The organism is Pseudomonas sp. MWU16-30316, from assembly GCF_020515645.1.
Lineage (GTDB): Bacteria > Pseudomonadota > Gammaproteobacteria > Pseudomonadales > Pseudomonadaceae > Aquipseudomonas > Aquipseudomonas cerasi.
In genome coordinates, this window is sequence record NZ_JAIZAZ010000001.1 from 316,988 (window position 1) to 342,569 (window position 25,582).

The 25,582-nt window shown below is 58.5% G+C and carries 18 protein-coding genes and 1 pseudogene; 7 read left to right on the forward strand and 12 right to left on the reverse strand.

What is annotated here, in order from left to right:
- Positions 1–8 precede the first annotated feature (8 nt).
- Genes LCH65_RS01580 through LCH65_RS01590 form a run of 3 tightly spaced genes read left to right on the forward strand, consistent with a single transcriptional unit; the run spans position 9 to position 2,723 of the window.
- On the forward strand, positions 9–902 hold the full coding sequence (locus LCH65_RS01580) for a glycine betaine ABC transporter substrate-binding protein (protein ID WP_003431617.1): 894 nt from the start codon (positions 9–11) through the stop codon (positions 900–902).
- A 13-nt stretch (positions 903–915) separates the two neighbouring features.
- The gene (locus LCH65_RS01585) at positions 916–1,569 is read left to right on the forward strand and encodes an ABC transporter permease (RefSeq protein WP_003400010.1); all 654 of its coding nucleotides are present in this window, start codon (positions 916–918) and stop codon (positions 1,567–1,569) included.
- Positions 1,566–2,723 carry an ABC transporter ATP-binding protein gene (locus LCH65_RS01590; protein WP_003368676.1) on the forward strand — a complete coding sequence of 386 codons (1,158 nt, stop codon included), beginning with the start codon at positions 1,566–1,568 and terminating at the stop codon, positions 2,721–2,723. Before LCH65_RS01585 ends, LCH65_RS01590 begins: the two co-directional genes overlap by 4 nt.
- Before the next feature lie 40 nt (positions 2,724–2,763).
- On the opposite strand, the pseudogene LCH65_RS01595 reads toward LCH65_RS01590, so the two are convergent.
- Positions 2,764–5,238 (reverse strand): annotated as a pseudogene (locus LCH65_RS01595) (M60 family metallopeptidase).
- 468 nt (positions 5,239–5,706) lie between these two features.
- Here LCH65_RS01595 and LCH65_RS01600 point away from each other — a divergent pair.
- Positions 5,707–6,870: a type III PLP-dependent enzyme gene (locus LCH65_RS01600; RefSeq protein ID WP_003368674.1), complete on the forward strand. Its 1,164-nt coding sequence runs from the start codon at positions 5,707–5,709 to the stop codon at positions 6,868–6,870.
- 59 nt (positions 6,871–6,929) lie between these two features.
- Here the strand turns inward: LCH65_RS01600 and LCH65_RS01605 are convergent, their stop codons facing one another.
- A complete protein-coding gene (locus tag LCH65_RS01605; protein ID WP_226439078.1) occupies positions 6,930–7,193 on the reverse strand; it encodes a hypothetical protein in 264 nt (87 codons plus the stop codon).
- Positions 7,194–7,277: 84 nt separating this feature from the next.
- Between LCH65_RS01605 and LCH65_RS01610 the strand changes: the two genes are divergently transcribed.
- Positions 7,278–9,800: a sulfite reductase flavoprotein subunit alpha gene (locus LCH65_RS01610; protein WP_058417091.1), complete on the forward strand. Its 2,523-nt coding sequence runs from the start codon at positions 7,278–7,280 to the stop codon at positions 9,798–9,800.
- Between the two features lie 299 nt (positions 9,801–10,099).
- Here LCH65_RS01610 and LCH65_RS01615 read toward each other — a convergent pair whose 3' ends face one another.
- The 10 genes from LCH65_RS01615 to LCH65_RS01660 all read right to left on the reverse strand — a co-directional run bounded on the left by LCH65_RS01615 (position 10,100) and on the right by LCH65_RS01660 (position 23,531).
- The gene (locus tag LCH65_RS01615; RefSeq protein WP_003313770.1) at positions 10,100–11,074 is read right to left on the reverse strand and encodes a peptide ABC transporter ATP-binding protein; all 975 of its coding nucleotides are present in this window, start codon (positions 11,072–11,074) and stop codon (positions 10,100–10,102) included.
- The gene (locus LCH65_RS01620; protein ID WP_003431613.1) at positions 11,074–12,042 is read right to left on the reverse strand and encodes an ABC transporter ATP-binding protein; all 969 of its coding nucleotides are present in this window, start codon (positions 12,040–12,042) and stop codon (positions 11,074–11,076) included. The genes LCH65_RS01615 and LCH65_RS01620 overlap by 1 nt, the downstream gene beginning before the upstream one ends.
- Positions 12,043–12,052: 10 nt before the next feature.
- The gene (locus tag LCH65_RS01625) at positions 12,053–12,964 is read right to left on the reverse strand and encodes an ABC transporter permease subunit (protein ID WP_003431612.1); all 912 of its coding nucleotides are present in this window, start codon (positions 12,962–12,964) and stop codon (positions 12,053–12,055) included.
- 10 nt (positions 12,965–12,974) lie between these two features.
- Complete coding sequence (locus tag LCH65_RS01630; RefSeq protein ID WP_003313766.1) at positions 12,975–13,985, reverse strand: ABC transporter permease subunit; 1,011 nt, start codon at positions 13,983–13,985, stop codon at positions 12,975–12,977.
- A gap of 74 nt (positions 13,986–14,059) precedes the next feature.
- Complete coding sequence (locus LCH65_RS01635) at positions 14,060–15,655, reverse strand: ABC transporter substrate-binding protein (RefSeq protein ID WP_003431611.1); 1,596 nt, start codon at positions 15,653–15,655, stop codon at positions 14,060–14,062.
- A gap of 82 nt (positions 15,656–15,737) precedes the next feature.
- The gene (locus LCH65_RS01640) at positions 15,738–17,117 is read right to left on the reverse strand and encodes an OprD family outer membrane porin (RefSeq protein ID WP_003368668.1); all 1,380 of its coding nucleotides are present in this window, start codon (positions 17,115–17,117) and stop codon (positions 15,738–15,740) included.
- A gap of 156 nt (positions 17,118–17,273) precedes the next feature.
- Positions 17,274–18,866, reverse strand: coding sequence for an ABC transporter substrate-binding protein (locus tag LCH65_RS01645; protein ID WP_054081997.1), 1,593 nt, complete (start codon positions 18,864–18,866; stop codon positions 17,274–17,276).
- 320 nt (positions 18,867–19,186) lie between these two features.
- Positions 19,187–20,815, reverse strand: coding sequence for an ABC transporter substrate-binding protein (locus LCH65_RS01650; protein WP_003431609.1), 1,629 nt, complete (start codon positions 20,813–20,815; stop codon positions 19,187–19,189).
- Between the two features lie 257 nt (positions 20,816–21,072).
- Entirely contained in the window at positions 21,073–22,680 is a 1,608-nt protein-coding gene (locus LCH65_RS01655) for an ABC transporter substrate-binding protein (protein ID WP_003431608.1), read from the reverse strand.
- Between the two features lie 137 nt (positions 22,681–22,817).
- Positions 22,818–23,531: an SIMPL domain-containing protein gene (locus LCH65_RS01660; protein WP_003419020.1), complete on the reverse strand. Its 714-nt coding sequence runs from the start codon at positions 23,529–23,531 to the stop codon at positions 22,818–22,820.
- Between the two features lie 192 nt (positions 23,532–23,723).
- On the opposite strand from LCH65_RS01660, the gene LCH65_RS01665 reads away from it, so the two are divergent.
- Together LCH65_RS01665 and LCH65_RS01670 are read left to right on the forward strand one after the other, a co-directional pair.
- Positions 23,724–24,983 carry an ATP-binding protein gene (locus LCH65_RS01665; RefSeq protein WP_003431607.1) on the forward strand — a complete coding sequence of 420 codons (1,260 nt, stop codon included), beginning with the start codon at positions 23,724–23,726 and terminating at the stop codon, positions 24,981–24,983.
- On the forward strand, positions 24,980–25,543 hold the full coding sequence (locus LCH65_RS01670; RefSeq protein WP_003395104.1) for a response regulator transcription factor: 564 nt from the start codon (positions 24,980–24,982) through the stop codon (positions 25,541–25,543). The genes LCH65_RS01665 and LCH65_RS01670 overlap by 4 nt, the downstream gene beginning before the upstream one ends.
- Positions 25,544–25,582 lie beyond the last annotated feature (39 nt).

Consider the following 25,582-nt stretch of genomic DNA (forward strand, 5'->3'; position numbering starts at 1 on the left):
GAATTCTCATGAAAAGAATATGCTTGTTTTTAGGCTTTGCCTTGCTGTTTCCGGCACTTGCCCAGGCTGCGGAAAAGCCGCTGCTACGTATCGGCGCACGAGTGTTCACCGAACAGACCATGCTTGCCGAACTGACCGCGCAATACCTGCGGACCAAGAACTACGACGTCCAGATTACCGGCGGCCTTGGCAGCAACCTGGCGCGCAGCGCTCAGGAGAGCGGTCAGCTGGATCTGCTGTGGGAATACACCGGTGTGTCGCTGGTGGCCTACAACCACATCGACGAAAAACTCGACAGCGCCCAGACCTATGCGCGGGTCAAGGAAGTGGATGCGAAGAAAGGCCTGGTCTGGCTTTCACCGTCGAAGTTCAACAACACCTACGCGTTGGCACTGCCGCAGAAAGTGGCTGACAAGTACCCGCAGATCAACACCATGACCGACCTGACCAAAGTGCTCAAGGACGAAGCCAAAGAGGGTCATGTCGTAGCGCTGGACACCGAGTTTGCCAACCGTTCCGACGGCCTGATCGGCATGGTCAAGCACTACGACATGAACCTCGGTCGTGAAAACACCCGGCAGATGGACGCCGGGCTGGTCTACACCGCGTTGCGCAACGGTCAGGTTTTCGCCGGTCTGGTGTACACAACCGACGGTCGTCTGAATGCGTTCAAGCTGAAAGTGCTGGAAGACGACAAGCACTACTTCCCTGACTACACCGCAGCGCCGGTGATCCGTCAGGAATATCTGGACAAGCATCCGGACATCGCCACGCTGCTCAAGCCGCTGGCTGACCTGCTGGACAACCAGACCATGATCGACCTCAACGCGCGCGTCGACGTCGGCCATGAAAGCCCCTCCACGGTTGCTGCAGACTTTCTGCGCCAGCACCCATTGAATTAAGGAAGGAGACGATATGAGTTTCTTGAGCGCCTTCTCCCATCTGGACTGGGCACAGGTTCTGCAACTGACCTGGCAGCACATTACGCTGGTGGGCATCGCCGTGACCCTGGCGATTGTCGTCGGCGTGCCACTGGGCGTGCTGATGACACGTTTTCCGGCTCTGGCGGGCCCGTTGCAGGCCAGCGCCACGGTATTGCTGACCGTGCCGTCGATTGCCCTGTTCGGCCTGTTGCTGCCGTTCTACTCCAAATTCGGCCAGGGCCTTGGCCCGATGCCGGCTATTACCGCAGTGTTTCTCTATTCGCTGCTGCCGATCATGCGTAACACCTACCTGGCGCTGACTGGCGTAGAACCGGGTATCCGCGAGGCCGCCAAAGGCATCGGCATGACCTTCGGCCAGCGTCTGCGCATGGTCGAGCTGCCCATCGCCGTGCCTGTGATCCTCGCCGGTGTACGCACCGCCGTGGTGATGAATATCGGTGTCATGACCATTGCCGCGACCATCGGTGCCGGTGGTCTGGGTGTACTCATTCTTGCTTCTATCAGCCGCAGCGATATGTCGATGCTGATCGTCGGCGCGGTACTGGTCAGCATTCTGGCCATCATCGCCGACCTTCTCCTGCAATGGCTGCAACGCACGCTGACTCCAAAAGGATTACTGAAATGATCGAACTCCAGAACCTCTCCAAGACTTTCCAGAGCAACGGCAAAGAAGTGAAGGCTGTCGATTCGGTCAGCCTCACGGTCAACGAAGGCGAAATCTGCGTCTTCCTCGGCCCCTCGGGCTGCGGCAAAAGCACCACGTTGAAAATGATCAACCGCCTGATCATGCCGACCTCCGGCAAAGTGCTGATCAATGGCGAAGACACCACTGATCTGGACGAAGTGACCCTGCGTCGCAACATCGGCTACGTGATTCAGCAAATCGGTCTGTTCCCGAACATGACCATCGAAGAAAACATCGTGGTCGTGCCCAAGCTGCTCGGCTGGGACAAGCAGCGTTGCCATGACCGTGCTCGTGAATTGATGAGCATGATCAAGCTGGAGCCCAAACAGTACCTGCATCGCTACCCGCGTGAACTGTCCGGTGGTCAGCAACAGCGTATCGGTGTGATCCGTGCCCTGGCAGCCGACGCCCCCTTGCTGTTGATGGACGAACCGTTCGGTGCGGTCGACCCGATCAACCGCGAGATGATTCAGAACGAGTTCTTCGAGATGCAGCGCGCGCTGAACAAGACCGTGATCATGGTCAGCCACGACATTGATGAAGCCATCAAGCTGGGCGACAAGATCGCGATCTTCCGTGGTGGCAAACTGCTGCAGATCGATCACCCGGACACCTTGCTCGCGCATCCGGCCGACGACTTCGTCAGCAGCTTCGTCGGCCAGGACAGCACCCTCAAGCGTCTGCTGTTGGTCAAGGCCGAAGACGCCGCCGACAACGCGCCATCGGTCAGCCCGGAAACCCCGGTGGCCGATGCGCTGGAAGTGATGGACGAAAACGACCGTCGCTATATCGTGGTCACCGACAGCGAGAACAAGGCGATGGGCTATGTACGTCGTCGTGACCTGCACCGTCAGCAGGGCACGTGCGCGCAGTTCCTGCGTGAATTCAACGCCACCGCCGCTTACGACGAGCACTTGCGCATCCTGCTGTCGCGCATGTACGAGTTCAACCGCGCCTGGCTGCCGGTGCTGGACGCCGAGAACGTGTTCCTGGGTGAAGTGACGCAAGAGTCCATTGCGGCTTATCTGAGCTCCGGCCGTTCGCGTGGCATGAAGACCAGTATTGTCTCGCCAGCCGAGCAAGTGGCTTCCTGACCGGATGTATTGCCGCCAGCATCATGGCTGGCGGCAATGTTCACACTTGGAAATTCTCCATTCCACATTGAGTAACGTTGTTTTTCTGCAAGGCAGACGCAGTCATTGCGTCTGCAGCGTCGCTCTCATACAACGTTGTCACGCCCCCCTGATACTCGACGTTCACTTTACAGTGGTCATTACCCTCGAACTTCTTGCTGCTGGTCCAGACCTGGTTGGACACACTTGAATAGTAGGCTTTGCCTTGGGTGATCTCGGAGGCATAGAGGTCATTGACCAAAAGCTTGTAGTTAAGCTTTTTAAACGTGTCTCCCTCGAAATAGACCTCCAGCAGGTCATCTGTTCTGACGACCTTCGTGACTGTCAGTCGCAACAACATACTCTGGGCAATGGCCAGATAAGAACGGTAAGACGCCCGGTTTGTCACGCTGATGAGAGGGTTGCCATTGACGGTCATGTACAGGGCATCAACGCTTGCCTGATCGACACCTGCTACCAGTTGGGTCATCGTTGAGTCGGTGAAGAGCTAGCGGATGGGCAGGGCGATTTTTGCCTGTTCGACATTGCCGGAGAACAGGGTATAGGGTTTCCCTATGCCTGCAATTGCCGTGATGGTCACCTCTTGATGGCCTACGCCGCCGAGGCGTATCCAGGTGTTGTCAATAAGTCCTGAGCCGTTGGGGTAGCCCTTCTCAAGCGTTGCATAAGGAGGGGCTCCGAAGACGATCGTGTAATCATAATTCTTGAAAGCCTCACCCTCGAACGTCACTTGGACAAGTCCTGCGCTGACGATCACGCTTCTTATGGTTTTTTGCAGGAGCAACCGTTGTGCACGGTTCAATAGTCGGCCGTGCAGTTCATCGGTCTTTTCTTTCTCCAGATTGAAGAAAAGAACGTCAAGCCTTGGCTGGGTAATGCCGGGCCTCAGTTCAGCACAACGGTCATCGGTAAACATGGCCTTGATATTGAACAGCAGGATGGGTCGTGATGCGGTGCTGGCCACAGTGTATGGCTTGCCTCCAGCAAACACCTTGACTGACGCCTCATCCCCTTCGGAGAGGGGAGTGCTGGCTTCAACGTAGGCGATGCCTTCCTCGATACGGGCTTCACAACCCACGTGTTCGCCGTTGTCTGCCCACGCCACTAACGTGCCGTTGAGCGTTATTTCGTAACGGTATGGCGTGTACCATTGCTTGGCAACGGTAAACTTTATCCGGTCTTGAAAGGTAGCGTGCACGCTGGACAGGATATGGGCAAGCGGCGGGGTGTAAGTGAGCAACGGCAGATCGATTGGGATCGTCGTCTCAGCGTCATTTTCCCAAATGGCCCGCGTCAATGCGGGCAGGTCGGCGATCTGGTTGAGGGTTTCAGGGGTTGGGTACAACCCCCAGCGATCAAAGAATTCCGCCAGGTTGAGGTGGCTCAGCAGCGAGGTTTCGACGATGAAGCGCTGCGCTTTATCGTCGCTGACGGTGGGCGGGTTGTGCATGAGCCGATAGCGCTGGTGCAATTGCGGGTAGAACGAAGTACCGAAGCTAAGACGCAATTGCCAGAGCATGACAAGCTTGTGTCCGGCCTCCTTGATGTTGTCGTACGCTCGCAGGCTACTGGCCAGGTACTCTTTCACGGGGGCGTAACTGGAGTCGGCGCCTGTAGCACGGCCAAGGAAAAACTCTTGGGCGGCCATCGAGTAGAGATTGACCGTGACCTCTGTCATTCCGGTGCCGGTGCCCCATGTCATAGGGCTGAGTTGTCGTTGATGGCCGCTTTCGTGCCAAGGGCCCCAACCATCTTCAGGGGCGGTCGACAATAAACGCGCCAGCGCAGCCGATCCGTTAAACCCCATATGACCGTTTGTGGCAAACATGTAAAGCCGGTCCGCTTCCACGTAGAAATGTTTACTGGGATCAAGCGCCCATTCCATCGTGCCGTAGTCGATCAGGCCTGAAATACCATCCTGCGCGCTAATGGCACCATCGAAATTGCCCATCAGCTTTACGGGATCGGTCAGGTAGAGCTGTGCGCTCTGATAGCGCACCACGACAATAGCCCTCGGGCTGGTAAGCAGCACGACAGGCGCTTCGCTGTAGTGCGCCATTTGCTGTTCCCATTCCAGATTGGTCATATCCATTCTGAAAAACGGCACATGGTTGTACTGTCCTGTTATGTCCAGAACCACGTGGCCAAGGGGGTCCAGGTTGGTGAAGCCCAGCAGGCCTGTGTTGGTAGCGACAAGAACGTTCATGCCACGGTTCAGCGGGTACGAGGTGGGGGTATCCAGTTCTGGCACCCCGATCACTGCAGACACCAGATTCATGTACAGACTGGTTGCTGTGATTTCCAGCCGATCGCCTTTCGTTACATAAATATTAGTCGGCTGAAAGTCGGTGTGTGTCCTGGTACGGGCGTGACGTTGGCGATGACTTTCGGCAGATCCGAAGCCGAAGGCTTGCCACCGGGCTTGAACTGCACTGGGCGCAACGGAGCTTGCGGCGTGAAGGTGTCGGTCATCCATGATCGTTACCTGAAAAGGCGGTCTGAGCTGTTTATTGAGCGCGCAACCCCTGCATCCGTCTACTGACAGAACTGACAGGCTGATTTGCTTTGCGTGCCGGTGAATAAGGTGATGCCCAGCGTGCTGCGAAAAGGCATTGGCGACGGAGGTGGGGAACATCTGCCTGTCATGCAGGTCGGTTAAACAGGTCCTTGGGAAGGCAACTCAAGAGCCCTGTGCAAAAACGCGACATTTTTTGTTGATATCCGGCCCCTCAGGTCCTAAAGTTCGCGCCGAACGTCCATGCTGGAAACGATCCATCCGGCTCAAGTACTGACGACGAGACAGCAAGGCCAGGAAGGCAGCCCTTCAGGGCCTTTTTGCTTTCGGCGACATGCCTTGGGAAGTAGGCGAACCAAAGTGGGGATACGGAGGGCGTTCATTTGTACCCATTGACCAATACCGTTTGCCAATAGGAGTTCCAGCAGCATGCCGATCAATGTCGAAGACTACTACTCAGCCGAAACCTTCAAGAAAATGAAGGCGTTCGCTGACAAGCAAGAAACCCCGTTCGTGGTCATTGATACTGACATCATCAGCAAGGCATATGACGACCTGCGTGCGGGCTTCGAATTCGCCAAGGTTTATTATGCGGTCAAGGCCAACCCTGCCGTTGAAGTCATCAATCTGCTCAAGGAAAAGGGTTCGAGCTTCGACATTGCGTCGATCTACGAGCTGGACAAGGTCCTGAGCTGTGGTGTCGGTCCGGAGCGCATGAGCTACGGCAACACCATCAAGAAATCCAAGGACATTCGCTACTTCTACGAGAAGGGCGTGCGTTTGTTTGCGACCGACTCCGAAGCCGACCTGCGTAACATTGCCAAGGCTGCACCGGGCGCGAAAGTCTATGTGCGCATTCTGACCGAAGGTTCGACCACTGCCGACTGGCCTCTGTCGCGCAAATTCGGCTGCCAGACCGACATGGCCATGGACCTGCTGATTCTTGCCCGCGACCTGGGTCTGGTGCCTTACGGCATCTCCTTCCACGTCGGCTCGCAGCAGCGCGACATCAGCGTCTGGGATGCTGCCATTGCCAAGGTCAAAGTGATCTTCGAGCGTCTGAAAGAAGAAGACGGCATCGTTCTCAAGCTGATCAACATGGGTGGCGGCTTCCCGGCTAACTACATCACCCGCACCAACAGCCTCGAAACCTACGCTGAAGAGATCATCCGCTTCCTGAAGGAAGACTTCGGTGATGACCTGCCGGAAATCATTCTGGAGCCAGGCCGTTCGCTGATCTCCAACGCCGGTATTCTGGTCAGCGAAGTGGTATTGGTCGCCCGTAAGTCGCGTACTGCGGTCGAGCGTTGGGTATACACCGACGTGGGCAAGTTCTCCGGTCTGATCGAAACCATGGACGAAGCCATCAAGTTTCCGATTTGGACCGAGAAAAAAGGCGAAATGGAAGAAGTGGTTATCGCCGGCCCTACCTGCGACAGCGCCGACATCATGTACGAAAACTACAAGTACGGTCTGCCACTCAACCTGGCCATCGGTGACCGTATGTACTGGTTGTCCACCGGTGCCTACACCACCAGCTACAGCGCAGTAGAATTCAATGGCTTCCCGCCATTGAAGTCGTTCTACCTGTAAATTACCTGCGTCAGAAAAAGCCCATGAAAGTGGGCTTTTTTTTGCCCGTAAAAAAATAGTTATATAAGCCTTGAGGCGCTGATCCGTACGATGAGTGCAGCGTTTTTTTGCCGAAACCCGATACGTTCCAGGATCAGTTGGTAGGCTTGAGGGAAAAGCAGCGAACGCAGTTGACCGAACTGCAGGCAGCGGTTGACGAAAAGCGTGCAGCGCTGGACGTCGAAGTGGGCAAGCGTGACCAGCTCTCGGCCCTTGCCTCGGTCGAGTTTTGCAAGACCGATTACGTTCGCGAGATGAGCAAATTGCTCGAAGCGTTGAAACATGCAAAAGACACGTTACAGATAGACAGGCCATGGCCGTCAGTGCATTAATTGCGCCGCGAAATATGAGTGAGAGTGGCGAGCGTGCTGAAGAAAGTCCTGTTTCAGTTGCACTGGTTCTTCGGGATCACGGCAGGTCTGGTGTTGACCCTAATGGGGATGACCGGTGCGCTGTATTCGTTCGAGGACGAAATTCTCGACGCGCTGAACCCGAATGTGCTGTTGGTCGAGTCGCGTGGTGCCACGCTGCCACCCGTTGAACTGGTGCGCAGGCTGGAGGCCGCGACCGGCCTGACGGTCGCTATTCTGCGTGTCGAAACCACTGGCAACCGTGTCGCTCAGGTGTTTTTCACGCCCAAAGCAGGTGAGCGTCGAGGCCCCAAACGCAATTTTGACCCCTACACCGGCGAGCTTAAAGGCAATGCAGTAGGGGAGGGTTTTTTCGACTTTGTCCTGAAGCTGCACCGTTATCTGGCCATGGGCGAGGCGGGCAAGCAGGTTACGGCGGCGTGTACGCTGATTCTGGTGTTCTTTTGCCTGTCCGGGCTTTACCTGCGCTGGCCTCGCGCAGTGCGGAACTGGCGGGTCTGGCTGACGGTTGACTGGGCAAAGAAAGGCCGAAGTTTCAATTGGGACCTGCATTCGGTCTTCGGCACTTGGTGCCTGTTGTTCTACCTGTTGTTCGCCCTCACGGGACTCACTTGGTCGTATGACTGGGTGAGCAACGGTCTGAATAAACTGATCGGGGATTCGCCGCTCAACGAAGACGTCGCTGCGCCAGCCAAGGCTGCTGGAAGATCGCCCTTGGTGGTCGATTACGTGGCGGTCTGGGACAGTATCCAGAAGGCTGCCGGGCCGGACTTGCGCGCTTACAACCTGCGCCTGCCTGCTGCCGGCGGTCAGCCTGCCACGGTGTTTTACCTGCTCAAGGATTCACCGCACCCGCGCGCGCTGAACACCATCACCCTTGATCCGGCCAATGGTCAGGTCAGCTCGGTTGTACGCTATGCCGAGCGCAGTTTCGGTGCGCAATTGCTGGCCAGCAATTATGCGCTGCACGTCGGCAGCTACTTCGGGCTCGTCGGTCGAATCATCATGACCGGCGCATCGTTGCTGATGCCGCTGTTCTTCATTACTGGCTGGTTGCTGTACCTGGATCGACGTCGCAAGAAGCGTGATATCGAGCGTGCACGCGGCGAGGTTCAGGGTGATGACCACGACGATGACGCATCCTGGCTCGTCTGTTTCGCCAGTCAAAGCGGTTTCTCCGAGCAATTGGCCTGGCAGACCGCTGGCCAGTTGCAGGCTTCAGGATTGTCGGTGCGCGTGAAGCAACTGGGCGATCTGAGCGAAGAAGAGCTATGCCGAAGCCGCAATGCCTTGTTCGTGGTCAGTACCTTTGGTGACGGAGAGGCACCGGACAGTGCCCGACGTTTTGAGCGCAATCTGCTGGGTAGTCCGCTTTCACTGAACCAGCTCGATTACGCCGTTCTGGCGCTCGGCGACCGGCAGTATCCGCATTTTTGCGGCTTTGCCCATCGTTTGCATGACTGGTTGACCGAGCAGGGCGGGCGCAGCGTGTTTCCGCCTGTTGAAGTGGACAGCGCCGATCCTGTGGCCCTGCAACACTGGCAGCAGCAATTGGGGCAGTTGACTGGCTCCGTGCCGGCAGCGCACTGGCAGACACCGGTTTTCGAGAACTGGACGCTGGCCCGGCGCGTGCTTTTAAACGCTGGCAGCAGTGGTTCGGAGGTCTATCTGCTGGACCTGACGCCGCCAGCCCTTGCGCATTGGCAGGCGGGGGATCTGGTCGAGGTGATGCCGCGCCACACACTGCAGGTCATCGAGCCGTTTCTCGCCGGGCTGGGTGTCGATCCGGGCGCATCGGTCAGCGTGGATGGCTTGCAGGAACCGCTCGCGCAGGCGCTGGAAAGCCGCCAGTTACCGCAGAACCGTTCACATCTGGTGGGGCTGCATGCGCAAGCGTTAATCGATGCGCTGGTGCCGGTCTCCGTACGTGAATACTCGATTGCCTCGATTGCGCAGGACGGCATTCTGCAACTCATCGTGCGTCAGGAAGTGCATGCCGACGGTAGCCTGGGGCTGGGTTCGGGGTGGCTTACCGAACATTGTGCCGTGGGCGGTGCCGTCAGCCTGCGTTTGCGCCGTAACAGCAGCTTTCATCTGCCTGTCGAACCTGTCCCGCTGATCCTGTTGGGCAATGGTACGGGGCTGGCCGGTTTACGCAGCCTGCTCAAGGCGCGTATCGCTCAAGGGCAGGTGCGCAACTGGTTGTTGTTTGGCGAACGTAACCGGGCGCATGACTTTCATTGCGGCGCTGAACTGCAGGGCTGGCTGGAGGCTGGTCTTCTGACGCGCCTGGACCTGGCTTTTTCCCGCGATCAGGCAGAGAAAATCTACGTGCAGGATCGCTTGCGCGAGGCGGCCGATGAACTGCGTCTATGGCTCGACGAAGGGGCTGCGATTTACATCTGTGGCAGCTTGCGGGGTATGGCGGCGGGCGTGGATCAGGTGTTGAACGAGGTGCTGGGCGAGCAGGCGATCAGCGAATTGATCGAGGAAGGGCGTTATCGGCGGGATGTGTATTAAGCATCGCACGATAGTTGAGAGTATCGTTCCTCACGCTCCAGCGTGGGAATGCCTTCAGTGACGCTTTGCGTCACAAATCTGCGCCGCACTGCACACTCAAAACCGGACGCGGAGCGTCCAAGAGCCCTGTGGGAGTGAGCTTGCTCACGAATACGATGGCCCAGACGCCCCATTTTCAGGGGATTTACTGGCCTCTTCGCGAGCAAGCTCGCTCCCACGGCCGCTGGCCAGAATCAAAAGCGTACTTGTGTATAACGCTGAGCGCTGGAGCGTGGGCACGATAGTCTTTTGGCTTTTAGCTACGCCGCTACAAATTGCTCGGCATAGTGGCAAGCCACCTGGCGGTTATCCACCAGGCGCAGCTCTGGCACTTCGGCTGCGCAACGCTCGGTCGCATAGGGGCAGCGCTTGTGGAAGGCGCAGCCGCTTGGCGGGTTGAGCGGGTTGGGCAGCTCGCCGACGATCTTGATCTTCGGCTTGAGCGGGTCCGGATGGATGGTCGGAGTCGCCGACAGCAGCGCCTGGGTGTACGGGTGCAGCGGACGGTTGTAGATCTCTTCCTTGGGACCCATTTCCGCAGGCCGGCCCAGGTACATCACCAATACCGTATCGGCGACATGACGCACCACCGACAGGTTGTGGGAGATGAACACGTAGGCGGTGTTGAATTCCTGCTGCAGGTCCATGAACAGGTTCAGTACCTGCGCCTGAATCGACACGTCCAGCGCTGAAGTCGGCTCGTCCGCTACCAGCACCTTGGGCTGCAGCATCATCGCCCGAGCCAGCGCGATACGCTGACGCTGACCGCCGGAGAACATGTGCGGGTAGCGCTGATAGTGCTCAGGGCGCAAACCGACCTGGGCCATCATCGCCTGGACTTTCTCGCGGCGTTCGGCGGCCGACAGGCTGGTGTTGATCAGCAGCGGCTCGCCGAGCTGATCCCCGACTTTCTGCCTCGGGTTGAGCGAGGCATAAGGGCTCTGGAAGACCATCTGCACGTCCTTGCGCAACTGCTTGCGCTCGGCCTTGCTGGCCCCGGCAACTTCCTGACCGGCGATTTTCAGCGAGCCGGATGAAGGCTCTTCGATCAGCGTCAGCGCGCGCGCCAGTGTCGATTTGCCACAGCCGGACTCGCCGACCACAGCCAGGGTCTTGCCGGCTTCCAGTTCGAAGGACACGCCGTTAAGCGCACGCACCAGCGCTGTGCCCTTGAACAGGCCGCGGGAGACTTCGTAGTGACGGGTAAGGTCGCGGGCGGTAAGTACGACGCTCATTACGCCACCTCCTGATTCAAGGGATAGAAGCAGCGCGCCAGACTGTGCGCCTTGGGATCAAGGGCAGGGCGTTCGGTTCGGCAGTTGTCGCGCACGTACGGGCAGCGCGGTGACAGCAGGCAACCCTGTGGACGGTCATAGCGGCCCGGGACCATGCCCGGCAGCGTGGCGAGGCGCTCGGCGCCCATGCTGTGCTCGGGAATGGCGGCCAGCAAGGCTTCGCTGTACGGGTGGGCAGGGACATCGAACAGCCCCGGCACCTGACCGACTTCGACGGCCTGACCGGCGTACATCACGCAGACACGCTGGGCGGTTTCGGCCACGACAGCCAGGTCGTGAGTAATCAGCACCAGTGCCATGTCCTGCTCTTTCTGCAGGCTCAGCAGCAGCTCCATGATCTGCGCCTGAATGGTCACGTCCAGCGCGGTGGTCGGTTCGTCGGCGATCAGCAGTTTCGGTTCGCCGGCAATCGCCATGGCAATCGCCACACGCTGGCTCATGCCGCCGGACAATTGGTGCGGGTAGGCATTCAGGCGCGCGGCGGCGCCAGGGATCTCGACCTTTTCCAGCAGTTCCAGTGCACGCTGGCGTGCAGCCTTGCCCGACATGTTCAGGTGCTGGCGCAGCACTTCCTCGATCTGGAAGCCCACGGTGTAACTGGGGTTCAGAGCGGTCATCGGGTCCTGAAAGACCATCGCCAGGTCTTTGCCGATAATGCGTCGACGCTGCCGTGCGTTGAGCTTGAGCAGGTCGTTGCCGTCGAAATTGAGCGCGTCGGCGGTGATGATGCCGGGGGAGTCGATCAGCCCCATCAGCGCCATCATGGTCACCGATTTACCGGAACCCGATTCGCCGACGATGGCCAGTACTTCACCCTTTTCGACGCTCAGGGACAGGCCGTCCACAACAGGTACGGCCTTGGCGTCGCCGAAGCGGACGTTGAGATTCTTGATTTCAAGAAGTGACATGCGAATCTCCTCAGGCGGCGTTCTTGAGTTTCGGGTCCAGCGCATCGCGCAGACCGTCGCCCATCAGGTTGATTGCCAGCACGCTGAGCAAAATGGTCAGACCGGGCAGGCTCACGACCCACCAGGCACGTTCGATGTAGTCGCGCGCCGAGGCGAGCATGGTGCCCCACTCAGGCGTCGGTGGCTGTACGCCCAGACCCAGGAAGCCCAGCGCTGCGGCATCGAGAATCGCCGACGAGAAGCTCAGGGTGGCCTGAACGATCAGCGGTGCCATGCAGTTGGGCAGCACAGTGATGAACATCAGGCGCGGCAGGGTGGCGCCGGCCAGACGGGCGGCCGTCACGTAGTCGCGGTTCAGTTCGCCCATCACCGCAGCGCGGGTGAGACGAACATAGGAAGGCAGCGACACGATGGCGATGGCGATCACGGTGTTGATCAGGCCAGGGCCGAGGATCGCCACGATGGCCACAGCCAGCAGCAGCGAGGGCAAGGCCAGCATGATGTCCATCAGGCGCATCACCGAAGGGCCCAGAATGCGCGGGAAAAAGCCCGCCAGCAGGCCCAGCAGAATGCCTGGGATCAGCGACATGACCACCGATGCCAGACCGATCAGCAGCGACAGGCGCGAACCCTGGATCAGGCGTGACAGCAGGTCGCGGCCCAGTTCGTCGGTGCCGAGGATGAATTGCCATTGACCGCCTTCAAGCCATACCGGCGGCGTGAGCAGGAAGTCGCGGTATTGCTCGCTCGGGTCATGGGGGGCAACCCAGGGCGCGAACAGGGCGCAGAACACGATCAGGGTCATGAACAGCAGGCCGGCAACCGCGCCTTTGTTTTTCGAGAAGGCTTGCCAGAATTCTTTGTACGGGGATGGGTAAAGCAGGCTTTGATCGACTGCTACCGCAGGAGTAGGGGTGCTCATATCGATGATCTCAGCGCTGGTGACGAATGCGTGGGTTGGCAAAGCCGTAGAGGATATCCACCACGAAATTGACCAGGATCACCAGACAGGCGATCAGCAGAATGCCGTTTTGCACGACCGGGTAGTCCCGGGCGCCAATGGCTTCGATCAACCACTTGCCGATACCCGGCCAGGAGAAGATCGTTTCGGTGAGTACCGCACCGGCCAACAACGTACCGATTTGCAGGCCGAACACGGTCAGTACCGGAATCAGCGCGTTGCGCAGGCCGTGAACGAATACCACACGGGCAGGCGACAGGCCTTTGGCGCGGGCGGTTCGCACGTAGTCTTCCCGCAATACTTCGAGCATCGACGAGCGGGTCATCCGGGCGATCACCGCCAGCGGGATGGTACCCAGCACGATGGCCGGCAGAATCATGTGGTGCAGGGCATCGAGAAACGCACCCTGTTCGTCACTCAGCAGCGTGTCGATCAGCATGAAGCCGGTGACCGGCGGAATGTCGTACAGCAGGTCGATCCGCCCGGAAACAGGGGTCCATCCCAGTGTTACCGAGAAGAACATGATGAGGATCAGGCCCCACCAGAAGATCGGCATGGAATAGCCGGCGAGGGAAATCCCCATGACCCCATGGTCGAACAGGGACCCTCGTTTGAGTGCGGCGATCACCCCGGCCAGCAGGCCGAGAATACCCGCGAAAATCAGCGCCGCCAGCGACAACTCCAGGGTGGCCGGGAACAGCGAAGTGAATTCGGACCAGACACTGGTGCGTGTACGCAACGATTCACCAAGGTCGCCCTGGGCGAGCTTGCCGATGTAATCGATGTACTGGGCGTAGAGGGGTTTGTTCAGACCCAGACGTTCCATGGCCTGAGCGTGCATTTCCGGATCGACACGGCGCTCACCCATCATGACTTCGACCGGGTCGCCCGGAATCAGACGAATCAGGGCGAAGGTCAATAAGGTGATGCCGAAGAAAGTGGGTATCAGCAACCCCACTCGGCGGGCGATAAAACTAAACATCTTGGTGTGTACCTCATCAGCCGGTTAGGCATGCTCCGGCGAGTCTCGGGTTATGAGCTCGCCGGATTGTTTTTCTACTTCACCTGGGTAGTGGCGAAGTTGTTGGTTGTGAGCGGGCTGATTTGGTAGCCCTCCACATTTTTACGCATGGCGGTGAACATTCTGGTGTGAGCCATGCTGATCCATGGCTGATCCTTGTTGAATATGGCCTGGGCCTGTTCATAGAGCCCAGCGCGCTCCTCGGGGTTCACTGTTTCACGCGCCTTATCGATCAGCTTCTGGAAATCGGCGTTGCACCAGCGGGCGTAGTTCTCGCCGTTTTTCGCCGCTTCACAGCTCAGCATCGGAGTCAGGAAGTTATCAGGGTCGCCATTGTCGCCTGCCCAGCCAGCAGACACCATGTCATGTTCGCCATTCTTGGCACGTTTGAGCATTTCACCCCATTCCATGACGCGGATGTCGATCTTGATGCCGATCTTCGCCAGGTCGGATTGCATCATTTGCGCGCCGAGCATCGGGTTGGGGTTGGTTGGTCCGCCGCCGTTGCGGGTGAACAGGGTAAACGTGGTGCCTTCCGGAACGCCAGCTTCCTTCAGCAAGGCGCGTGCCTTGTCGAGGTCAATCGGTGGGTTTTTCAGGTCTTTGTTATAACCCAGCAGGGTCGGCGGATACGGGTTGACCGCTACCAGCGCGTTGCCCTTGCCGAACACCGCGTTGACATAAGCGTTCTTGTCGAACGTCATGTCAATGGCTTTGCGGACGCGCACGTCGCTCAGGTACTTGTGCGTGGTGTTGATAGCGATGTAGCCGGTGGTCATTGCCTCCAGCTCATCGATTTTCAGATTCGGGTCTTTCTTGATGCTCGGTACGTCGTCCGGCTTCGGATACAGCGCGATCTGACATTCGTTGGCCTTGAGCTTCTGCAGGCGCACGTTGTTGTCGGTGGCGATTGCCAGAATCAAGGCATCGGCAGGCGGCTTGCCGCGGAAGTAGTCCGGGTTTGCCTTGAAGCGTACCTGCGCATCCTTGGCATAGCGCTGGAAGATGAACGGGCCGGTGCCGATCGGCTTGCTGTTGAGGTCGCCGGTCTTGTTGGCTTTCAACAGTTGGTCAGCGTATTCAGCCGGATAGATCGACGCGAAGGCCATCGCGAGGTCGGCCAGGAATGGTGCTTCGCGGCGGGTCAGGGTGAACTTGACGGTGTAGTCGTCAGTTTTCTCGACGCTTTTCAGCAGCTCTTTGAAGCCCATGCTTTCAAAGTAGGGGAAGCCGACGCTCGACTTGTCATGCCACGGGTGCTTCGGGTCCAGCTGACGCTGAAAACTCCAGAGCACATCGTCGGCGTTCATGTCGCGGGTCGGTTTGAAGTAATCGGTGGTGTGGAACTTGACGCCTTTACGCAGGTGGAAGGTGTACGTCAGGCCGTCGTCGCTGATCTCCCAGGAGTCAGCCAGCGCAGGAATCACTTCCGTGGTACCGGGTTTGAAATCCGCGAGGCGGTTGAACACGGTTTCAGCCACGGCATCGGCCGTCACTGCTGTTGTGTATTGCACCATGTCGAAGCCTTCGGGGCTGGCTTCGGTGCAGACCACCAGGGGTTTTGCCGAAACACTGACGGCGACGCTGAGCAGGGCCAGGGCGATCGAGTTTCGTAGCGATAACAGTTTCATTGTGAACCCTCCATAGAGTTGACGCCGATGGTGATGATGGGACGCAAGGCCATTGCCTTGCGCCCCAACGGTTTTCAGCGAATCAAAGAATGTTGAACGGAACGGTGGTCACCAGACGGAATTCGTTGATGTTGCCATCAGCCTGATTCTCGCTGGCGCGGTGCGTGGTGTAGGTGGCGCGGATGGCAGTGGCCTTGAGCGGGCCGGACTGCACGGAGTACGACGAACCAATGCCGTATTCGTAGTGAGTCTCGCCGTCCATTGCCAGTACGTCGGTGTAGCCGGTGCCCTTGTAGTGCGTACCGTCGATGTCCCAGCCACGTGCCTGGTAGATGTTGAATTTCAGGCCCGGCACGCCATATTCGGCCATGTTCAGTACGTAAGCGACCTGCAGGGACTTCTCGTTCGGGCCGTTGAAGTCCGAGAGCAGGGAGTTGGCCAGGAAAATCGCGTTGGTGTCGTGGGCGTAGTCGAAATACTCGTTACCGTTAACTTCCTGGTACGCAACGCTGATGCTGTGCGCGTTATGTGTACCGGTGAAGGACAGGCTGTAGGTATCGTTGTCGATCGCGCCCAGCTTGCTCTGACCTGCATCCTTGGTCTTGTAGTAGTTCAGGTTGGTGCTGAGGGCGAACACCTTGCTGTCACCCAGTTCGTGGGTGAAGCCGAAGTAGTACTGGTGCCAGAAGTCTTCGAGGTTGGACGCATAGAAGCTGGCGGTCAGGCTGTCGGTCGGCTTGTAGTCACCACCAAACATGTCCAGACGGTCGGCCGTCTTGCTGCGATCACCGTACTCGGAGCGGAACTTGTCCAGGCTCTGTTCCATACGTGGCGATACGCGGTCGAAGCTGCCGCCCTGCAGGGACAGGTTGTTGAATTCGTCGCTCTGGACTGCAAAACCCTGGAAACTGGACGGCAGTGCGCGGTTGCCGATGAAGGCGATGACCGGGGTGTTCACCGATTGGCGACCCATGGTCAGGACGGTGTTGGAAACCCGCGCCTTCACGTTGCCCAGGCCCATCTTGCTCCACTGACCCACTGCATCACCGTCACTGTGTGCCAGGGTACGGTTGGAGTTGCCGGCAAAGTCGTCGGTGTCACGGTCCAGCGCAATGGCGTTGTACAGCGCCAGTTCGGTGGAGAAACCTACAACGCCCTGCGTATAGCCGGAGGTGTAGTTGACGATCGTGCCCTGCTGCCAGTTGATGCGACGCGAGGTCTGCTCGGCAACGCCGTTGTCGTTGTAGCGGAACACTTCGCCGCGACGCTTGAGTTCATTGGCGTACCAGTTACGGGTCGTGCCGGTCAGGTGTTGGTCTTCGATAAAGCCGTTGGCGTCGGCCTGTGCATTCTTTGAACTCAGCTCGGTCGGTACGAACGTCTGGCTTGCCGGTTCAGCCTGAACCAGTGCGCCAAACGACGAGAGAGACAATGCCAATAATGCAGTGCTAGTTGTTTTCACGATGTGCAGCTCCCTTTATCACTTTTTTATATGCCAGTTCTTTAAGCCTGGCTTTTGGTGGTGCAGGACTTTGGGTCCTGCGTTGTTATAGGTATCGACGCGCAAGTGCCCGCTCTCGCCGTGACACAAGACGGCGAGGGCGTGCGGAGTTTTCGATCAATCGACGATGCTGACGCCTGAAAAATTGTTGCGACCGAACGGGCTGACGTGGAAGTCCCTGACCTCGGCGCGCAATGGCTGATTGACGGTCGAGTGGGCAACCGGTGTGATCGGCACCTGCTCCTTGAGGTAGCGCTGCGCCTGTTGGTACAGGTCGGTACGCTTCGCGCGGTCAGTGGTCGCAACCGCGGCCTTGACCAGTTGGTCGTATTTTTCGTCGCACCACATCGAGTAGTTGTTGCCGCCAATCGCGGCGCAGCTGTAAAGCGTGCCCAGCCAGTTGTCCGGGTCACCGTTGTCGCCGGTCCAGCCGATCAGCGAGATATCGTGCTCGCCGTTTTTGGTGCGTTTGAGGTATTCACCCCATTCGTAACTGACGATCTTGACCTTGATGCCGACCTTGGCCCAGTCGGCCTGAAGCATTTCGGCCATCAGTTTGGCGTTAGGGTTGTAAGGGCGCTGAACCGGCATGGCCCACAGGGTCAGTTCGGTGCCTTCCTTGACGCCTGCGGCACGCAACAGGGTCCTGGCTTTTTCCGGGTCGTAGGGGGCGTCCTTGATAGTGTCGTCATAGGACCACTGGGTCGGTGGCATGGCGTTGACTGCCAGTTGCCCTGCGCCTTGGTAAACCGCGTTGATGATCGCCTTCTTGTTGACGGCCATGTCCAGCGCCTGACGCACTTCCAGCTTGCCCAACGGTTCGTGGCGCACGTTGTAGGCGATGTAGCCGAGATTGAAGCCTGGTTTCTCGATGATCTGCAGGCTTTTGTCTGCCTTGAGGCTGGCGAGGTCCGCCGGGCGCGGGTTGACCGAGACCTGGCATTCATTGGCCTTGAGCTTTTGCATGCGCGCAGAGGCGTCGGTCACGATGGCGAAGATCAACTGATCGATTTTCACCCGGCTCGGGTCCCAGAACTCCTTGTTGCCCTTGTAGCGAATCTGCGAATCCTTCTGATAACGCTGAAACACGAACGGGCCTGTGCCGATAGGCTGCTGGTTGATGTCGCGTACGTCACCCTTGGCCATCAGCTGTTCGGCGTACTCGGCGGAGAGGATGCCGGCGAAGTTCATCGCGATGTTCTGAATGAAGGCCGCGTCGACCGTATTGAGGGTGAACACGACGGTCAGCGGGTCGGTCTTCTCGACGGACTTGATCTTCTTGTTCAGGCCCATGCTGGTGAAGTAGGGGAACTCGGTCGGGTAAGCGACACGGAACGGATGATCGGGCTTGAGCATGCGATTGAAGGTGAACAGCACATCGTCGGCGTTGAAGTCACGGCTGGGTTTGAAGTTTTTGTTGCTGTGGAACTTCACGCCCTCGCGCAGATGAAACGTGTAGACCAGGCCGTCTTCCGAGATGTCCCAGGAAGTCGCCAGCGCTGGAACCACGGTGGTGTCGCCTTGCTTGAATTCGGTGAGTCGATTGTAGATCGGCTCGGATGCATCGTTATCGGTGGAGGAGGTGTATTGCGCACCGTCGAAGCCAGCCGGACTCGCTTCGGAGCAAAACACCAGATTGCTTGCCGCCTGGGCAAACGGGGCCAGTGCCAACAGTCCCAGGCACGACGTCATCGCAAGAGTTTTACGCATGATGATCCCTATCCTCGAAGGATGAGCCGAGGCTCGAATGTCTAACTGGCCCAAAGGCGTCGCCCCACGCAACTTCGCACGACATGCCCGGCGCACCTGGACACGAAGCGACGGGCTTCCTGCCATTGCCGCTGCCCTTCGACGGTAAGTCGTCAGAGGCCCGCGGTATATAGGCTCGAAGGCTGCAAAGCTCGTAGGAAATATCTTAGTGATAGTAGAAGAATGCCGTTATCGGCACTTTTTCAACCCATCGCTCGGGGCTTGCTATTCAAGTAGAGCGGTTTGCTGCGCCGGATGAGCGGCGCAGCAAGCTGTCACTTTTATTTGCCGCTCACGCTCACACCGTAAAAGGAGTTCAAGCCAAACGGGCTGATCTTGAAGTCCTGCACGCTGGTGCGCATGGGTTGATAGACCGTCGAGTGCGCAATAGGCGTCATTGGCACGGCGTCTTTCAGGAGGTGTTGCGCCTGTTTGTACAGCTCGGTGCGCTTGGCCTGATCGGACGTTTCCTTGGCCTGATGGATCAGCGTGTCGAACGGCTTGTCACACCATTTGGCAAAGTTGTTGCCATTCAGTGCGTCGCAGCCGAACAGGGTGCCGAGCCAGTTGTCCGGGTCACCATTGTCACCGCTCCAGCCAATCAGCATGGCGCCGTTCTCGCCATTCTTGGCGCGCTTGATGTACTCGCCCCATTCATAGCTGACGATCTTGGCGTTGATACCGATCTTCTTCCAGTCGGACTGGAGCATCTCGGCCATCAGTTTGGCGTTGGGGTTGTAAGGACGCTGAACCGGCATCGCCCACAGGGTGATTTCGGTGCCTTCCTTGATACCGGCTTCCTTGAGCAGCTCGCGAGCTTTCTCGGGATCATACTTGGCGTCCTTGATGGTGGTGTCATAGGACCACTGGGTCGGCGGCATGGCGTTGACCGCCAATTGACCTGCACCCTGGTAAACCGAGTCGATGATCTGCTGCTTGTTGACCGCCATGTCCAGCGCCTGACGCACTTTCAACTGAGCCAGGGGATTTGGATGGTCTTCGCCCTTGATCTCAGGCATCACGTTGTAGGCGATGTACCCCAGGTTGAAGCCTGCCTGATCGGGCATCTTCAGGTTCTTGTCGGCCTTGAGCGGTTCGAGGTCGGCAGGACGCGGGTAGGCAGTGATCTGGCATTCGTTTTTCTTGAGCTTCTGCATGCGCACCGAAGCATCGGTGGTGATGGCGAAGATCAGGTTGTCGACCTTGACGTCCTCAGGCTTCCAGTAATCCTTGTTGCCGGTGTAACGGATGTTGGAGTCTTTCTGGTAGCTCTTGAACACGAACGGGCCAGTGCCGATCGGCTGCTGGTTGATCAGCTCCGGCTTGCCTTCCTTCAGCAGCTGGGCGGCATATTCTGCGGACTGGATGGACGCGAAGCTCATCGCCATGTTCTGGATGAACGCGGCGTCGACCTTGCCCAGAACGAACTTGACGGTGTGGTCGTCGATCTTCTCGATTTTGGTGATGTTGGTGTCCATCGCCATATCGGTGAAGTACGGGAACTCGGTCGGATACGCTTTGCGGTAAGGCATGTCCTTGTCGATCATGCGATTGAACGTGAACAGCACGTCATCGGCATTGAATTCACGGGTCGGCTTGAAGTAGGGCGTGGTGTGGAACTTGACGCCTTCACGAAGGTGGAAGGTGTACGTCAGGCCATCGTCGGAGATGTCCCATTTGGTTGCCAGACCTGGCACCACGGCGGTGCCGCCGCGTTCAAACTGGCTCAAGCGATTGAAAATGGTCTCGGCTGAGGCGTCGAAGTCAGTACCTGTGGTGTATTGACCTGGATCGAAGCCCGCAGGGCTGCCCTCGGAACAGAACACCAGATTCGATGCAGCGTGAGCGAAAGGTGCGCTGGCGAGCAAGCTGGCGCCGACCAGAAACGGAATGACCGCGTGTTTGAGCATGGTTGCCTCAGTTGTTGTCATTTTTGATTAGAGGGAACGACCTCGTGAGCCGATCCGTCCGATACTTATGCAGGGGCCATACCCAAAGCAAGACAGTGAGGCGAAAGAAGCGACAAAGAGTGGCACGATCGTACAGGAATGTCGCGAAAGTGTAACTTTCTTGGTAGTTGATCGTTTGCGCGACGCTTTTTCAATTGTTTCGTGCACCAAATAAGCGCAACCGGGTGAGAAAAATGCACCCGGTTGGCGCTGTGTTGTTACTTCACTGTTCCCAGGCTGACACCATAAAAGGGTGTCAGGCCGAAGGGGCTGATCTTGAAGTCCTGCACTTCCTGGCGCATTGGCTGAAACACCTTGGAGTTGGCGATCGGGGTGATCGGCACCTGCTGCTTGAGAATGTGCTGAGCCTGCTGATAGAGCTTGATGCGCTCATCGCGGTTGCTGGTCAGCTTGGCCTTCTGCACCAGCTTGTCGTAAGCCGGGTCGCACCACTTGGCGTAGTTGCTGCCTTTGACGGCTGCGCAGCTGTAAAGCACGCCGAGCCAGTTGTCGGGGTCGCCGTTGTCACCGGTCCAGCCATAGATCATTGCGTCATGTTCGCCGGCCTTGGCGCGCTTGATGTATTCGCCCCATTCATAGCTGACGATGTTGGCCTTGATACCGATCTTCTCCCAGTCGGACTGAATCATCTGAGCCGACATGCGTGCATTGGGGTTCGACGCGCGCTGGACGGTCATGGCCCACAGATCGATTTTGGTACCCGGTGCCACACCTGCTTCCTTGAGCAGTTGTTTGGCTTTGGTCAGGTCGTGCGGGGCGTCCTTGATGGTCGGATCGAAGCTCCACTGACCCGGCGGCAGGGCATTTTCAGCCAGCTGGCCTGCACTCTGATAAACCGCCTTGATGATTGCCGGCTTGTCGATGGCCATGTCCAGCGCCTGACGCACCTTGAGCTGATCCAGTGGCGGATGCGTAACGTTGTAGGCCAGGAAGCCCAGGTTGAAGCCCGGCTGACTGAGGACCTTGAGTTTCGGGTCCTTTTTCATCTCCTCGATGTCCTGCGGACGCGGATAGCCGCTGACCTGGCATTCGTTGGCCTTGAGCTTCTGCAGGCGCACGGCGGCATCGCTGCTGATCGAGAAGATCAGGTTGTCGATCTTCACATCCTCCGGCTTCCAGTACTCGGTATTGCCGACGTAACGGATCTGTGAATCCTTCTGATAGCGCTTGAAGACGAACGGACCCGTGCCGATGGGCTTCTGGTTCAAGTCCTCGGCCTTGCCTTCCTTGAGCAGTTTGTCTGCGTACTCGGCAGACTGGATCGAAGCGAAGCTCATCGCCAGGTTCTGCACAAAGGCGGCATCAATGTTGTTCAGGGTGAACTTGACGGTCAGCGGGTCGACTTTCTCGACGCTCTTGATCGTCGTATTCAGCCCCATATCGGTGAAATAGGGCGACTCGGACGGATACGCCTTGCGGAACGGGTGGTTGGCATCAAGCAGGCGATTGAACGTGAACAGCACGTCATCGGCGTTGAACGTACGAGTCGGGGTGAAATAATCCGTGGTATGGAATTTCACGCCGTCGCGCAGGTGAAACGTGTAGGTCAGACCATCCGGCGAAACGTCCCAGCGCGTGGCCAGACCCGGCTCCACTTCCGTACCGCCACGCTTGAACTGGGTCAGACGGTTGAAAACGGTTTCGGCCGAGGCATCGAAGTCGGTGCCGCTGGTGTACTGGCTGGGGTCGAAACCGGCCGGGCTTGCTTCCGAGCAATACACCAGCGTGCTTGCCGCTTGGGCCAAAGGTGCGCAGGCCAGCAGCGCGGTGGTCAACAGCAGCGGTTTGAAAAGTGTGTGTCCCATGGATCCCTCGCGTGGTACTGCGTTCTCAAGATCGGACGCAGAGCGTCCGGAACTGCGTTCCCACGCCGAGCATGGGAACGATGGTTGTGCTGATTGGAGCTCGCTTTTCCGGGCTCGGGCTCAATGATCAACCCTGCTCAGGGTATCGCGACTTCGATCACGCCATCCGCGGCGACGCTGACCTGGCTGGTGCCAGCCTCGACATCGGGCGTCGGAGCTGCGTCTTCGCGCGAGGACTTGGCCATCATCATGACCGGCGCGCGCAGATACGGCTGCGGGTAGCCCGAGGTATTCAGATTCAGGTTGACCAGCTTGTAGCCTGTACCGCCCAGCGCCTCGGTGACCAGTTGCGCACGAGCCTTGAACGCAGTCACGGCGTCCTTGAGCAGGGCGTCTTCACTGGTCTTGCGCGTCGATGGCGAGATCGAGAAGTCCATGCCGCCCATTTTCAGGTCGGTCAGCAGCTCGCCGGTCAGCTTGGACAGCACAGCAAAGTCTGCGCTTTCCAGGCGCAGTTCGGCGCGTTCACGCCAGCCGGTAATCTTCTGGCCTTTATCGTCGTAGACCGGGTAGCTGTTGCGGCTGCCCTGGCGAATCTTCACGTCCTTGACCTGGCGCGCCTGCCCCAGCGCCTTGTTCAGCGTCTCGGTGATCTGCGCGGCCAGTTTGGCCGGATCGCTGTCCTGCGCTTCGGTGTACAGCGTGACGAGCATCAGGTCGCGCTGCACCTCCTGATTGACCTCGGCGCGCAATGAAATCTGGTTGTAACGGGCTTCTTCAGCCATGGCGGGCAGGCTGGACAAAGCCGCAGCCAGCGCGACGAGGGTGGCGGCAGGGCGAAGGTTGAACATGAGAGCTCCTTGTTATCAAACGGCCTCCGACGATGGTCGGGCGGCGCAAAGTGTTCTGACTGTAGCGCTTTGGTCCGGTTCCTGCGATGACCGAGTGCTCTGGCGTGCGGTGCGTTGACGCACTTTTTCAGTTTTGTCTCCCGCTTGGTTATACTCGCTGCGATCCGCCTGGAGCACTCATCAGGAGAGCTCATGCTCGCCCCCGTTCAAATGCTTTCAGCCACACGGCAAAACCTGTGGCGCCTGACATTCATCCGTATTCTGGTGCTGGCCGCGCAGGCCGGCTCGGTCGGTATGGCCTGGCTGTTCGACTTTCTACCGTTGCCGTGGCTGCAGCTGTCGATCACCCTGGGCTGTTCGCTGGTGCTCTGCGGGCTGACAGTCATTCGTCTGCGCACCTCGCTGCCGCTCACCGAGCTTGAATATGCGCTGCAACTGGCGCTGGACCTGCTGATTCACAGCGCGCTGCTGTATTACTCGGGCGGCTCGGCGAACCCGTTCGTTTCCTATTATCTGGTGCCGCTGACCATTGCCGCCGCCACGCTGCCATGGCGTTACTCGCTGATTCTGTCCGGCTTTGCGCTGAGCATGTACACCTTGCTGATGGTGCGCTCCTACCCGCTGGAAACCGACTCCATTGCCCGGGAAAACATGCAGATCTACGGCATGTGGCTGAGTTTTGCGTTGGCCGCTGCGGTGATTACCTTCTTTGCTGCGAAGATGGCCGAAGAGCTGCGCCGCCAGGAGCAACTGCGTGCCGAGCGTCGCGAAGAAGGCCTGCGTGATCAGCAATTGCTCGCCGTCGCGACCCAGGCTGCAGGGGCCGCCCATGAATTGGGAACGCCGCTGGCAACCATGAGCGTGCTGCTCAAGGAAATGCGCCAGGATCACAGCGACCCAGCGTTGCAGGATGATCTGTCCGTGCTGCAGGAGCAGGTCAAACAGTGCAAGCAGACCCTGCAGCAACTGGTGCGTGCCGCCGAAGCCAATCGGCGCATGGCCGTCGAATATCAGACCGCCACCCGCTGGCTGGACGAGTCCCTCAACCGCTGGCATCTGATGCGCCCGGAGGTGAGTTACCGTTTCTATCAGTTGGGCAAGGGCGAGGCGCCGATGCTGGCACCGCCGCCGGACCTGACCCAGGCGCTGCTCAACCTGCTCAACAACGCTGCCGATGCCTGCCCCGATGGCCTTGAAGTCAATCTGGACTGGGACAGTGCGGAAGTCTGCATCAGCATTCGCGACCATGGCGCGGGTGTGCCGCTGGCGATTGCCGAACAGATCGGCAAGCCGTTCTTTACTACCAAGGGCAAAGGTTTCGGCCTGGGGCTGTTCCTGAGCAAGGCCAGCGTCACCCGTGCGGGTGGCTCGGTGAAGCTCTACAGTCATGAAGAAGGCGGTACGCTCACCGAGCTGCGCCTGCCCCGAGATACGCGAGGAGAAGAAGCATGAGTGACGATGACATCCAGGTCGAAGGCGAAGAGCTGCCGCACCTGTTGCTGGTCGATGACGACGCGACGTTCACCCGTGTGATGGCGAGGGCCATGAGCCGTCGTGGTTTTCGCGTGAGCACCGCCGGCTCGGCCGAAGAAGGTCTGGCCCTGGCGCAACAGGACATTCCCGAATATGCCGCGCTGGACCTGAAGATGGACGGCGATTCCGGTCTGGTGCTGCTGCCCAAGCTGCTGGAAATGGACCCGGACATGCGCGTGGTGATTCTCACCGGTTATTCGAGCATCGCCACGGCGGTCGAAGCGATCAAGCGCGGCGCGTGCAACTACCTGTGCAAACCGGCTGACGCGGATGACGTACTGGCGGCCCTGCTATCCGAGCACGCCAACCTCGACACGCTGGTTCCCGAGAATCCGATGTCGGTGGATCGCTTGCAGTGGGAGCATATCCAGCGCGTGCTGACCGAGCACGAGGGCAATATTTCCGCAACTGCGCGGGCGCTGGGCATGCACCGCCGCACCTTGCAGCGCAAGTTGCAGAAGCGTCCCGTGCGGCGTTGATGAAGGTTTTTTCATAGTGATCGTTTAGGCGTTTTTTTG